This is a genomic window from Phaeobacter sp. HF9A (genome assembly GCF_011806385.1).
GTDB lineage: Bacteria > Pseudomonadota > Alphaproteobacteria > Rhodobacterales > Rhodobacteraceae > Epibacterium.
The window spans coordinates 1-12,652 of record NZ_JAATOX010000001.1 but is presented as its reverse complement, the minus strand read 5'-3'; the positions used below and the strand labels follow the sequence as shown (position 1 = coordinate 12,652).

Below are 12,652 nucleotides of genomic sequence, written 5' to 3'. Positions count from 1 at the left end.
TAAAAAAAAAATCCTCGGGCGTTTCCATCAGGGACTGGATCAGGCTGCGGGCGAAATGGGTTTTTCCGGCGCCGATCGGGCCTTCAAGCAAGACAACATCGCCCGGAGTGAGGATCCGGGCGATGCGATGGGCCAATTCTGTTGTAGCGTCGCTACTGGAGAGCTGCAAAGTCAGCGGCGGGCGATGTGTCATGGCGCTACAATGACGCCGCCGACTGCCCTTCGCAAGCGGGTTCAGGCTTCCTTGGAGGAGGTGGTGAAACGCTCTTCTTCCGGCGGGGCCAAGGGGACGTCAATCTGCTTGAAACGCACCATGGTGGAGCCGTTTTGCAAGGATTGCACCCGGCAGATCAACTGAGCACCGCTGCGCATCTCGACCCGCGACCACCAGTCAGCGCGGCTCTCGGTTCCGCCGGCAACAAAATCGCGAACCTCGCCCCAGGTTGGGGTCGGGCCGGAGAGCTCCTGCCAGTTGCGGCAGGCGTCGGTGATGGTGATCTTGGCAAAGCTTGCCTCGGGGTCGGTCTTCCACATCTGGTGGTAGGCGGTGTTGGAATAGACCATGCTGCCATCGGTGCCAAAGACCGCAAAGGCATCGTCAATATGGTCGAGGATCGACTGGCCGAGTTCCAGCTCGGAGCGGAATTGGCGGGTCAGGGTGATTTCGGCGGTGATATCCTCAAACAGGAAGGCAATGGCGCCATCGGGATGCGGACGGCCAGAGACCGAGTAGACCGAACCGGAGGGCAGCGACCAGGTTTCCTGATAGCGACCTTCGGCAGCGGCCTCCAAAAGGTCGGCCATCTGGTGGCGCCAGCTGGAATAATTCTTGGGCTCGGGCATCATGCGCTGGTCGCGCAACCGGTCAAAGAAGGACATCATATTGGGCCGCGAGCTGAGGAAGCTGGCGGGCAGGGCAGTGAGGTCGATCAGCACCGGATTGAACAGCACCAGCTGCCGGTTGCGGTCAAAGATCGCCAGGCCGATCGACAGCTGAGCAAAGGTTTTTGCCAGCGTTTGCACAAAGTTGCGCTGGGCCACTTCGGCGTCCACAACCGCGTTGACGTCCATGGCGTGACACAGCCAGCCGGCCTCGGTTTCGGTGGTGGACACATTGTACCAGAGTTTTTTGTCCAGTTCCGGCAGCTCGATCGAGATCCGTTCCGGCCGGCCACTGTTCATCGGCGCATCCAAATTGGGAAACAGCGGCGCGGAGGTATCGTTGCCGCGACCACGGATTTTCTGGTTCAGCTTGTCATAGGCAAGGTTGGTCCAGGTCACATTCGCATCATCGGATTGCAGCCAGACCGGGTAGGGCGCCTGATGTACGGCGGCACGCAGGGTGGTCAGCTCCTTGTTTTCGCTGCCCCGCGCGATCTCTGGCGTGATGCGGCGCAGCTGCACCCGGGTGATGCCGTCAATCCATTCGCAATGGGCCTCGTGGTCGTTGGCCTCCGAGGTGCCCGAGAGGGTCAGCGCGCCCACATCCCGCAAAAAGCCCGGAGATTGCGGTAGGCCGGGATAGCTGCGCGAGAGCTTGTTGCGCAGTTTGGTCCAGCTGAATTCCTTGGTGTCCTCGCCGGTGAATTTCCGGGCGCCGGAAGAGCAGGCGATCAACGTCTGGTCATCAAACAAAAAAACCGCATCCGTCTGCCCGTCGGCCGCAAGCAGCTCGTGCTCCATGCCCTTGCGTTCCGATTTTGGGTTCAGGAACCACACTGCAACCGCAGCGCTGGCGATACATAGGGTCGCCAGAACAAACCATTCCACGGACATGAAGTATTGCATGATCTGCGCCTCGATTTATCTCGTTGTCTGAGATGTTCCTTCATAATGGTTAAACGAAGTTTAACTGGTTTCCAAAAAGTGAATAATTAAAACTCTATCGGGATGTTCTTGCCGGAGGGAACCGGGGTGTCGCCGCTGATGGCGTCAATCTTTCGGCGCGGCCAGGTGACCGTGACCAGCGCCCCCTGGCGTTGCGGAGATCGGCTGCGCGCATCCGGTCCATTGGCAAACTCCAGGCGGGCGCCGGTGCGTTCCAGCAGGGTTTTGGCAATGAACAGGCCAAGCCCCATCCCCTCGTATTCGGGGCGTTTTCCCGGTTCATGCTGGACGTTGCGGCGGCGCATGAAGGGATCGCCCAAGCGACCAAGCAGATGGCCGGGAAAGCCTTCGCCGTCGTCGGAAATCCGAATGATGATCTGCTCCTCGCTCCAATACAATTCGATCCAGACCGTTGTCTGGGCAAAATCAACCGCGTTTTGCACCAGATTGCGCAGCCCGTGGATGATTTCGGGTTTGCGCAGAACGCTGGGCTGGCTCAGGCTGTCGTCACTGGCGGGATGTTCGCTCAGGCGGATCGCCTTGCCGCGATCAAAATGCGGTTCCGCCGCCTCTTGCACCAGCGCCGAGAGCGGCGTCTTGCGCAGGTGTAGATCGTCCTTGCCTGCCCGCCCCATGCCACGCAGGATATCCCGGCAGCGATCGGCCTGCTCGCGGATCAGCCGCGCGTCTTCAAGCAGGTCGGGCTGATCCTCCAGCTCTTCCATCAATTCGGCGCTGGCGAGTTTGATGGTGGCGAGCGGCGTGCCCAGCTCATGCGCGGCGGCGGCGACAACGCCGCCAAGGTCGGTGAGCTTCTGTTCGCGGGACAGCGCAAACTGCGTCGCGGCGAGGGCGTCGGACATGGAGCGGATTTCGGTACTGATCCGATAGGAATAAGCGCCCAGAAACAGGATCGAGATGACCAGCGCGCACCAATGACCAAAGACAAACAGCGTCGGCATGCGCAGGATGACCCCGCTTGCGGTCTCCAGCGGCACGTGGAACGGCCCCAGCAGCGACACCAGCAGGATTGCACTGGTGCCGATGATCAGTGTCGAACGCAGCCCCATCACCGAGGCTGAAATCGTGACCGGCCCCAGCACCAGCAGGGCAAAGGGATTGCTGAGCCCGCCGCTCATGTAGAGCAGAAAGCACAGCTGCAATAGGTCAAACAGCACCATCAGGAAGTTCTGAAATTCCGTCAGCCGCTTGTTTTCCGGGAAGATGATCAGCGCCACGAGATTGGCCAGCGCCGAGACCCCAATGGCGAGGTAGCAGGGCAGCAGGGGCAGCAGCAGGTCATATTGGCTCTGTGCGACGCCGATGGCGGTGGCCTGGCCGACGATTGCCACCCAGCGCAAAACAATCAGCGTGCGCAGGCGAATCCAGTGGCTGCGCTCTTGCCCGCTGAGGAGGCCCAGTGTTGTCTCGGTCATGTGACGTTTGCTCCCGTTGCATTGCCGCCATTTCTTGATAGGTCTGGCGCAAATCGGGATCAACTGCGGCAGATTTCCCCGTGTCGCGCCCGAGACGGGTATGAGGAAGCGAGATATGGTTCGTAATATTGCAATTTTGGCGGTCGTCTGCATGGCCGCGCTGCTTGGCGGCATTTGGTATATCACCCTGCGTGGCGGTTCGGATGATGCCTTTGCCCAATGCCGGGAAAGCGCGATTGCGGGCGGCAGCGATGCCATCGGCGGGCCGTTTGAACTGGTGAACGCCAAGGGCGAGACGGTCACCGACAAGGATGTCATCACCGAGCCGTCGATCCTGTATTTCGGCTATACCTTCTGTCCCGACGTCTGCCCGCTGGACAATGCCCGCAACGCCGAAGCCATTGATGTGCTGGCAGAGCGCGGCTATTCCACCACGCCAGTGTTCATCTCGATCGACCCGGCGCGCGATACGCCCGAAGTGGTGGGTGACTTTGCCTTCAACCTGCATGAAAAGATGATCGGCCTCACCGGATCGCCCGAGCAGGTCAAGGCGGCAAGCCAGGCCTACAAGACCTATTATAAGGCCCATGACGCCGAGGAGGGCGACGAGGATTATTATCTGGTGGACCACACCACCATGTCCTATCTTGTGCTGCCGGACTATGGGTTTGTTGATTTCTTCCGCCGGGACGTGACGCCAGAGCAAATGGCGGATCGGGTGGCCTGCTTCATCGACCACAGCTAAAGATACGTGGTGGTTTGACGTTTTCGGCAAGCGCCGTAATATCTGGTGTAGAATATGCGCTTGACGCTGGAAGGAATTTGAATGGCCGACACCGCCTTGCCCGAAATCGGACCTGATCCCTCACTCTTGCTTGTCGATGATGATGAGCCATTCCTGCGCCGCTTGGCCAAGGCAATGGAAAAACGCGGATTTGCGGTGGAGACCGCGGATTCCGTTGCCGGCGGTCAGGCCATCGCCATGGCGCGCCCCCCTGCCTATGCGGTTGTCGATCTGCGGCTCGAAGACGGCAATGGGCTCGATATCGTCGAGGTGCTGCGGGAGAAGCGGCCCGACAGCCGGGTGGTTGTGCTCACCGGCTATGGTGCCATTGCGACTGCGGTTGCGGCGGTGAAAATCGGCGCCACGGATTATCTGTCGAAACCGGCGGATGCGACCGATATCACCCATGCGCTGCTGGCCAGCGATGACGTATTGCCGCCGCCGCCGGAAAATCCCATGAGCGCCGACCGGGTGCGTTGGGAGCATATCCAGCGGGTTTACGAGCTGTGTGATCGCAACGTCTCGGAGACCGCGCGGCGGCTTAACATGCACCGCCGCACCCTGCAACGGATTCTGGCCAAGCGCAGCCCCAAGTAAGGATATCCCTATGGCCGGCAGCGCCGAGCACGACCCGCGCAAGCTCCCGTCGCCCGATGGGGGCTGGTCCGAGTCGATCTGGACCATGAATGACGTGATCGTGGTTCCACCCCTTGCCAGCGGTATGGTGCAGGAGGCGGGGCTGCTCCGGTCCGATGGCCGGTATATCCCCGAAGGCGCGCTGTGGCGGCGGCACCGGCCGATCACCATCGAGCCGCCAATGCCGCAGGATCCGCCGGAGAAACTCCCGGGGCGCTGGCTCTGGGGTGGGGTGCTTTGGGCGCATTTTGGTCATTTCCTGGTGGAAAGCTCCTCCCGGCTCTGGGCGCTGGCGCATCTGGAGCAGCCGGTGGACGGCATCCTGTTCATCCCCAAACGCCCGGCGGTGGGGGATCAGGTCCGCGGGTTTCATCGCGAATTTGTCAGCCTCATGCAGCAGGATTTGCCGATCCGGGTGGCGGTGGATCCGGCTCAGGTCGAAGAGCTGGTGGTGCCGGGGCAGGGGTTTGGCCTCGGGGCGCTGACCGAAGCCACCGGAAAATATCGCAACGCCGTTCACGCCCGCTTTGCCCGGGATGTGAGCCCGGAGGGGCCGGAGAAGCTTTATATCTCGCGGTCAAAACTGGGGCTCGGCAAGGGCGGCCTGTTGGGTGAAGAGCAGCTGGAGCATTTGCTCGCCGCCGAGGGATATGAGATCTATCACCCGCAGGATCACAGCCTGACCGAGCAGCTGGCCCGCTACAAAGCCGCCAAATATGTGATCGCCGCCGATGGTTCGGCGCTGCATCTGTTTGCGATGGTGGGACGCCCCGACCAGAAGGTGGCGATGATCCTGCGGCGGCAATCCACCGCCCATACCTTGCTGACCAAGAACGTCAGCGCGTTTTGCAAATGTGATCCCTTGGTGATCGGCGCGCTGCGTACCGAATGGCTGCCAAAGAAGAAACAACGCTCGAGTCGGCTCAGCTTTGGCGAGCTGGACCATTCTGCGATCGGATCTGCGTTGAAACAGGGCGGGTTTATTGCTGGCGGCGAGGATTGGCCGTCGCTCGACGACGACGCGCGCGAGCAGCTCCTGAAGGACAAGGGCATCGACAGCACGCGGTTTGTGGAATCGCCGGAATTCAAACGGGCGAGGATCCGCGCGATGCGACTGGCACGCCGGGCCCGACGCGCGGCGCGCGACAGCGCAGAGGGTTAGAGCTGCCGCAGCAACTCCTCGTGACGGGCGACAAACTCCTCGCGCACCTCAACCGGCGGGCGCAGGTGGATATCCAGCCCTTCGATCAGATCGGCATTGGGGCGGCCAAAGAATTTTGTCGCCTCAGCCTCTGAAAAACCAGCGATCTGCACCGCTTCCATCCAGGCCGAGACCTTGTCGGCGCGTTTGATCTGCGCCTTTACCGTCTTGGGCAGGGCGGCAGGCAGCCCAAAGCGGATGTGAATGGCCGAGGTCAGCCGCAGGTCCAATTCGCCATAGCCCGGGCCAACGGCGGCTTTTACCGGGGAAATCATATCGCCGATGACATATTCCGGCGCGTCATGCAGCAGCGCGGCCAGTTTCCATTTTACCGGCGCCTTGGGGTTCATCCGCCCGTGCAGGGTTTCGACCAGCAGCGAATGTTCGGCCACGGAATAGGCAAAATCCCCCCGGGTCTGGCCATTCCACCGCGCCACAAAGGCAAGCCCATGGGCGATGTCTTCGATTTCGATATCCACCGGTGTCGGGTCGAGCAGGTCAAGGCGGCGTCCAGACAGCATTCGCTGCCAGGCGCGGGGCGGTTTGGGAGGCATGTCACGGGTCCGCTGATTGATTTGTGCCTTTGCTACCTCTGGCGTGGCGATGTTGCAAACCTGTCCTGCCATGATGTCAGAGTTCTCCACCACATATTCAGCCGCCGCCCCTGTGCTGTTCTACCGGGTTTGGGGCTGGCCCTCGGTTGGTTTTGCGGGGTGGACAGGGGCCGCGATAGGCTGCTCTTCGTTGCTTCTAAACCTTTGCAGTGTTACCTGCCGGGTAGAATGAACCTGTGGACATCTCAAACGGAGCAGAAAATGGCCGGAGATTACATCGTCAAGGACATCTCGCTGGCGGGCTTTGGCCGCAAGGAGCTGGACATCGCGGAAACCGAAATGCCGGGGCTGATGGCGCTGCGCAAGGAATATGGCGAAGAGCAGCCGCTGAAAGGCGCGCGGATCGTTGGCTCCTTGCATATGACGATCCAGACCGCCTGTCTGATCGAAACCCTGGTGGCGCTGGGCGCCGATGTGCGCTGGGCGTCGTGCAATATCTTCTCGACCCAGGATCACGCCGCGGCAGTGATCGCCGATGCGGGCATCCCGGTCTTTGCCATCAAGGGTCAAAGCCTTGAAGAACATTGGGATTACCTCGACCGGTCGTTCCAGTTCCCTGAGGGGCCGAACCTGATCCTCGACGATGGCGGCGATGCGACGCTCTACATCCTGCTGGGTGCGCGCGCCGAGGCAGGCGAAGAGATCATCGCCGTGCCGACCTCGGAAGAAGAAGAGGTCATCAAGGCGCAGATCAAGAAACGCATGGAGGCCAGCCCCGGTTGGTTCACCAAGATGCGCGACCAGATCAAGGGCGTGTCGGAAGAGACCACCACCGGCGTGCACCGTCTTTATGAGCTGGTGAAACAGGGCCAGCTGCCCTTCCCGGCGATCAACGTGAATGATTCCGTCACCAAGTCGAAGTTCGACAATAAATACGGCTGCAAAGAGAGCCTCGTTGACGGTATTCGCCGTGCCACCGACACCATGATGGCTGGCAAGGTCGCTGTTGTCTGCGGCTATGGCGACGTTGGCAAGGGCTCTGCCGCGAGCCTGCGTGGCGCCGGCGCGCGTGTCAAGATCACCGAGGCCGACCCGATCTGCGCCCTGCAAGCGGCGATGGACGGCTTTGAGGTGGTTCTGCTGGAAGAGGCGCTGGACGCGGATATCTTCATCTCCACCACCGGCAACAAGGACATCATCCGCATCGAGCATATGCGCGAGATGAAGGACATGGCCATCGTTGGCAACATCGGCCATTTCGACAATGAAATTCAGGTGGCAAGCCTGAAGAACCACAAATGGACCAACGTCAAGGAACAGGTGGATATGATCGAGATGCCTTCGGGCAACCGCATCATCCTGCTGTCTGAGGGTCGCCTGTTGAACCTCGGCAACGCCACGGGTCATCCGTCCTTTGTGATGTCCGCCTCCTTCACCAACCAGGTTCTGGCGCAGATGGAGCTGTGGCTGCGCGGTGATGACTATGACAACAAGGTCTATATCCTGCCCAAGCATCTGGACGAGAAAGTCGCCGCGCTGCACCTGGAGCGGGTGGGCGCCAAGCTGACCAAGCTCTCCCCCGAGCAGGCCGCCTATATCGGTGTCAAACCCGAAGGACCCTTCAAGCCGGAGCACTATCGCTACTGATATTGCGTCAACCTGAGACACGGAAAAACCCGGCCAGGTGCCGGGTTTTTTGTTGCAACCTTGTGGTCTCGCCTTTGATCACCGCAAAGCTGGTCAATTTGGGGCGTTTGCAGGTTTTGCCGGGCGGAGTTTGGTCAGTTTGACCAGTCGGTCATATTTTAGGGGCTTTCTTGCTGCGAGAACACCTTTTTCCGGGTACGGATTATAGGTGCGCAACCTGCGCAAGAATCTCTCGGAACGTGCGCGGTGGGAGTGGACGTTTGAGTGGAATTTCAAAGGCCGCTGCATTGCGCTGCGGCCTTTTTCGCGTCGATCCCTCGGATGTCAGAACAGCGTCAGCACAATTCCGATGATCGTACAGGCCAGTGTGGCATAGCCACCGTCGATGAGCGTCAGCCTGAGCGGGCGCATGCCATAGAGGTTGTTGAGCGCAATCCAGGGGGTGATGAAGAACAGCCCAATGCCGACCCCTCCCATAAGGCCGCCCGCAAACGTCTCAAGGCTGGACAGGGCAAACACATGGCTCATCATGCCAGCCACCACCAGCTGGCAGACAAAAGCGGCCGCGAAAATCGCCGGGTTTTGGCCGCCCTTGGGTTTGCCGTTCTCGTCGCGGGGCACGCCAGCGGCGGCCATCCAGGGGTCAGCGAGCACGCCATAATAGGCCGCACCCGCCGCAAAGGCGGCAATGGTTGCCACGATCACGCTGAGGAATTCCATTGCCTTCTCCTTTTCCCGGTCTGGATGGAGAATGGCAGATCAATCGGCCCGGGTCTGCCCCATTTTGCAGATCTCCTGCCATTCCGCCTCGGTCACCGGCTGCACCGAAAGGCGGGAGTTCCTGACCAGAACCATGTCCTCTAGCGCCGGGTTGGCCTTGATCTGATCAAGCGAGACCGGCTGCACAAAGCCACGCACCGCCTTGATGTCCACGCATTCCCAACGCGGATCATCCGCTTTGCTGTCGGGGTGGGCCTCGGCGCAGATTTCGACAATGCCCACCACCGATTTTTCCTTTAGCGAGTGGTAGAAGAACCCCCGGTCGCCCCGTTTCATCTGCCGCATGAAATTGCGGGCCTGGTAGTTGCGCACGCCGTCCCATTCTTCGCCCGCGTCCCCTTTGGCGACCTGATCGGTCCAGCCCCAGGTGTTGGGTTCGGATTTGAACAGCCAATACGCCATCAGCCGATGACCTTCTTCCAGGTGATCAGCTCGACCGCCTCAAACAGGCCCGCCTTGTTGTAGGGATCATTGGCGGCCCAAGCTTCGCCCGCTGCCATATCCGCCACGTCGAGGATCACCAGCGATCCGGCCATATCGCCGTTCTGATCCAGCAAGGGCCCCGCCTGCGCGACGGCTCCGGTCTCTTTGATATAGGCGAGATGCGCCTCGCGGTTGTCGAGACGAACCTGCAAGTGATCCGGTTTATCGCGGGCAATCAATGCAATGAGCATTTTATTCCTCTTTTAGTGGTCTTTTAAGTAATTGATCCGCAGCGTCAGAGATCGTCAACCTTTGATCCAGCAAATTGGTTACCGTCTGGGTGATTGGCATCTCCAGCCCCATCGCGGCGGCGGCCTTTATCGTGGCATAGGCGGTGGCGGCGCCCTCGACGGTGATGGTTGGGTCAAATTGCTCCCCCCGCCCGAGGCTGAGCCCAAGGCGAAAGTTCCGCGATTGCTCGGACCCGCAGGTCAGGGTGAGGTCGCCAAAGCCGGAAAGACCGGCAAGGGTTTCCGGTTTTGCGCCCCGGGCCAGGGCCAGACGCTGCATTTCGGCATAGCCACGGGTCATCAGCGCGGCGCGGGCGCTGTCGCCAAGCCCGGCACCAATGACCGCACCGCAGGCAATCGCGATGACGTTCTTCAGCGCGCCACCGATCTCCGCCCCAACCAGATCGACGGTGCGATAGAGCCGCAGATTATCGGTGGAGAGCGTATTTTGCAGGGCTTTCCCCGTGGCATCGGACGCGCAGGCCAAGGTCAGCGCGGTCGGCAGCACCCTGGCAATATCCGCAGCAAAACTCGGCCCGGTGAGCAGCGCTGCGGTGGCCTCGGGCACTGCCTCATGCAGGACAGAGACCGGGCCCAGCCCGGTGTCCAGCTCTATCCCCTTGCAGCAGGCGACCAGGTTTTTGCCCGCCAACAGGGCGCGATGGCTGACCAAAAACCCGCGCATCTTTTGCATTGGAACGGCGAGGAGGACGGTCTCATGGCGCTCAAGGCAGCTGAGGTCGGCAGTGATCTCCAGCCCCTCGGGCAGCGGCGCGCCGGGCAGGCGGCGGGCGTTTTCGCGCGTGGCCTGCATGTCGTCGGCCTGCGCCGCGTCGCGACACCACAGGGTTGTCGGTGCCTTGCGGGCCAGCGAGATCGCCAGAGCGGTGCCAAAGGCGCCAGCGCCAAGAACCACGGTGCTCATGCTTTGGCGCCTTTCTTGCCACTGCCAAGGAGCGCGGGGCTGGTCTGGTCCAACGGCCAGCGCGGACGCGCCATCAGTTCCATGCCATCGCGCGCGCCACTGCGAAACCGCTCCAGCCCGGCATAGGCAATCATCGCGGCGTTATCGGTACATAGCGACAGGGGGGGCGCGACAAAATCAGTCTCTAACTGGGCACAAAGGGTCATAAGCCCGCTTCGTATGGCGGTATTGGCTGCGACGCCACCCGCCACCGCAAGGCTTGGCCGCGCCGGTTTTTCCGCCAGATAGAGCAACAGCGCGCGGCGAGTCTTTTCGACCAATGTGTCGACGATAGCGGCCTGAAACCCGGCGCAGAGGTCGGCCCGATCCTGTCGGGTCAGCCCGCCTTTTTCCGCAACGATCTGATCCCGCATCCGCATCAGCGCGGTTTTCAGGCCGGAAAAGGACAGGTTGCAGTCTGGCCGGTCCAATAGCGGGCGCGGAAAGCGAAACCGCTTTGCATCGCCCAGCTCGGCCTCGGCCTGCACCGAAGGGCCGCCGGGTTGTGGCAGGCCAAGCAGGCGCGCGGTCTTGTCAAAGGCCTCGCCCGGGGCGTCGTCGATGGTGCCACCAAGACGCGTGAAATCCTCGGGGCCGCGCGCGATCAGATATTGGCAATGCCCGCCAGAGACCAAGAGCATCAGGTAGGGATAGGCCATCTCATCCGTCAGGCGCGGCGTCAGCGCATGGCCGGCCAGGTGATTGACTCCGACCAGCGGCAGGCCGGTCGCGGCGCAGATCCCCTTGGCGCACATGACGCCGGACATCACCCCGCCAATCAGCCCGGGCCCGGCGGTCACCGCCACCGCATCGAGATCCGCAAGCGTGATCCCGGCCTGCGCCAGCGCGTCCCGCACACAGCCGTCGAGCTTTTCCGCATGGGCGCGGGCGGCGATTTCCGGCACCACGCCGCCATAGGCGCTGTGCAGCTCGGTTTGGCCAAAGACCACCGAGGCGAGGATCTCCGCGCGGGCGCCGTCGCGCTGCCGCACCACCGCGGCTGCGGTATCGTCGCAGCTGCTTTCCAATCCAAGTAGCGTGAGCGTTTGCGTCATGGGCCTACCGTTGCATCCTTTGTCCTGCGGGGCTACCACCAAGAGGTGAGGCAAACAATCCCGGGAGCGTGAGGGTGACGCGGATAAGGCCAGCTCTGCTGATGACGCGACCGCGCGCGGCGTCTCAGCGATTTCTGACGTTGTTGCCGAAAGACCTGTTGGCCGAACTTCGGGTCATTTACTCCCCGTTGATGGAGATCGTCACGCTGCCTGGGGCGTTGAACATGGGCGAGGTCGCTGCGGTGCTGTTTACCTCTGGCGAGGCGGTGCGCATCGCGTCTGATCTGAGCGAGGCACGCCGTCCGGCGTATTGCGTCGGCACGCGCACCACGGAAGCGGCGCGGCAGAACGGCTGGCAGGCGCAATGCGCTGGAGAGAACGCAGAGGAGCTGGTCGCGCGGCTTCTGGAGCTGCGCCCCGAGGGGCAATTGCTGCATCTGCATGGTGAACATACCCGGGGCGATGTCGCGCGCCGCCTGACGGGGGCGGGCCTGCCATGCGGGTCTCAGGTGCTGTATCAGCAGCTGCTTTGCCCGCTGAGCGAGGAGGCCGAAGCGGCAAAAACAGCGCAGATCCCTTTGATTGTGCCGCTTTTTTCACCACGCAGCGCCGCGCATTTTGCAAATCTATGGCCGGATCCTGCGCATTTGACGCTGATTGCGATGAGTCCTGCTGTGGCCAATGCGATGCCGCGCTTGCAAACTGGGGCGCGACACGTAAGTAAAGTTCCAACGGCCCAGGCCATGGCGGATCTGCTGCGCGATGTCGCAGCGCCATTGCTGCGGGTTGAGACAAAACGACCCGGCGATTAGGGTCATTATGATTGTGTTGCGCATGTTTGGGGAATCGGGGGGAGGCCATCGTGGCTGAAGACAAGACATCAAAAGACGAAAAACCAACCCCTGAGGAGGTGATCGAAGACCTCCAGACTGATGATATCAGCGCCGATGACGTTGCCGCGGAGGTAGATTCCCTTGACGAGGGGATCGCGGAGGATCTCTCTCTTTCCGAGACCGAGACCGAGACCGAGACCGAGACCGCGCCGGCGACCGGGG

14 protein-coding genes and 1 pseudogene are annotated in these 12,652 nt (G+C 61.5%); 6 read left to right on the top strand and 9 right to left on the bottom strand.

Features of this window, described 5'->3' with window-relative positions; genetic code table 11:
- The 3 genes from HCZ87_RS00075 to regB form a co-directional block, all read right to left on the bottom strand.
- Positions 1 to 193 (bottom strand): tRNA (adenosine(37)-N6)-threonylcarbamoyltransferase complex ATPase subunit type 1 TsaE (locus tag HCZ87_RS00075; RefSeq protein ID WP_167641723.1); only part of this gene is annotated, 193 nt, incomplete at its 3' end.
- 41 nt (positions 194 to 234) lie between these two features.
- Entirely contained in the window at positions 235 to 1,788 is a 1,554-nt protein-coding gene (locus HCZ87_RS00070) for a PAS-domain containing protein (protein WP_167641722.1), read from the bottom strand.
- Positions 1,789 to 1,874: 86 nt separating this feature from the next.
- Positions 1,875 to 3,263, bottom strand: a complete 1,389-nt coding sequence (regB, locus tag HCZ87_RS00065) for a sensor histidine kinase RegB (RefSeq protein ID WP_167641721.1) — start codon at positions 3,261 to 3,263, stop codon at positions 1,875 to 1,877.
- A 115-nt stretch (positions 3,264 to 3,378) separates the two neighbouring features.
- On the opposite strand from regB, the gene HCZ87_RS00060 reads away from it, so the two are divergent.
- The 3 genes from HCZ87_RS00060 (at position 3,379) to HCZ87_RS00050 (ending at position 5,845) form a co-directional block, all read left to right on the top strand.
- A complete protein-coding gene (locus HCZ87_RS00060; protein ID WP_167641720.1) occupies positions 3,379 to 4,008 on the top strand; it encodes an SCO family protein in 630 nt (209 codons plus the stop codon).
- Between the two features lie 81 nt (positions 4,009 to 4,089).
- Positions 4,090 to 4,644, top strand: a complete 555-nt coding sequence (locus tag HCZ87_RS00055) for an ActR/PrrA/RegA family redox response regulator transcription factor (RefSeq protein ID WP_167641719.1) — start codon at positions 4,090 to 4,092, stop codon at positions 4,642 to 4,644.
- Between the two features lie 10 nt (positions 4,645 to 4,654).
- Positions 4,655 to 5,845: a DUF563 domain-containing protein gene (locus HCZ87_RS00050; protein WP_167641718.1), complete on the top strand. Its 1,191-nt coding sequence runs from the start codon at positions 4,655 to 4,657 to the stop codon at positions 5,843 to 5,845.
- Here HCZ87_RS00050 and HCZ87_RS00045 read toward each other — a convergent pair.
- Entirely contained in the window at positions 5,842 to 6,438 is a 597-nt protein-coding gene (locus HCZ87_RS00045; protein WP_167641717.1) for an HD domain-containing protein, read from the bottom strand. The two genes, HCZ87_RS00050 and HCZ87_RS00045, sit on opposite strands and share 4 nt — an antisense overlap.
- 261 nt (positions 6,439 to 6,699) lie before the next feature.
- On the opposite strand from HCZ87_RS00045, the gene ahcY reads away from it, so the two are divergent.
- Complete coding sequence (gene ahcY, locus HCZ87_RS00040) at positions 6,700 to 8,085, top strand: adenosylhomocysteinase (protein WP_167641716.1); 1,386 nt, start codon at positions 6,700 to 6,702, stop codon at positions 8,083 to 8,085.
- A 324-nt stretch (positions 8,086 to 8,409) separates the two neighbouring features.
- On the opposite strand, the gene HCZ87_RS00035 is transcribed toward ahcY, so the two are convergent.
- From HCZ87_RS00035 to tsaD, 5 genes are read right to left on the bottom strand one after another with little or no spacing between them, the layout of a single operon-like run.
- Entirely contained in the window at positions 8,410 to 8,805 is a 396-nt protein-coding gene (locus tag HCZ87_RS00035) for a DUF1761 domain-containing protein (RefSeq protein ID WP_167641715.1), read from the bottom strand.
- Between the two features lie 39 nt (positions 8,806 to 8,844).
- On the bottom strand, positions 8,845 to 9,267 hold the full coding sequence (locus HCZ87_RS00030) for an EVE domain-containing protein (protein WP_167641714.1): 423 nt from the start codon (positions 9,265 to 9,267) through the stop codon (positions 8,845 to 8,847).
- Positions 9,267 to 9,539 (bottom strand): YciI family protein, encoded by a 273-nt coding sequence (locus tag HCZ87_RS00025; protein ID WP_167641713.1) that lies wholly within the window; start codon positions 9,537 to 9,539, stop codon positions 9,267 to 9,269. The genes HCZ87_RS00030 and HCZ87_RS00025 overlap by 1 nt, the downstream gene beginning before the upstream one ends.
- A 1-nt stretch (position 9,540) precedes the next feature.
- Positions 9,541 to 10,503, bottom strand: coding sequence for an NAD(P)H-dependent glycerol-3-phosphate dehydrogenase (locus HCZ87_RS00020; protein ID WP_167641712.1), 963 nt, complete (start codon positions 10,501 to 10,503; stop codon positions 9,541 to 9,543).
- A complete protein-coding gene (tsaD, locus tag HCZ87_RS00015) occupies positions 10,500 to 11,597 on the bottom strand; it encodes a tRNA (adenosine(37)-N6)-threonylcarbamoyltransferase complex transferase subunit TsaD (protein ID WP_167641711.1) in 1,098 nt (365 codons plus the stop codon). The genes HCZ87_RS00020 and tsaD overlap by 4 nt, the downstream gene beginning before the upstream one ends.
- Before the next feature lie 101 nt (positions 11,598 to 11,698).
- Here tsaD and HCZ87_RS00010 point away from each other — a divergent pair, with 101 nt between their 5' ends.
- Together HCZ87_RS00010 and HCZ87_RS00005 are read left to right on the top strand one after the other, a co-directional pair.
- Entirely contained in the window at positions 11,699 to 12,409 is a 711-nt protein-coding gene (locus HCZ87_RS00010) for a uroporphyrinogen-III synthase (protein ID WP_167641710.1), read from the top strand.
- Positions 12,410 to 12,459: 50 nt separating this feature from the next.
- Positions 12,460 to 12,652: pseudogene (locus tag HCZ87_RS00005) on the top strand (hypothetical protein); the annotation flags it as partial.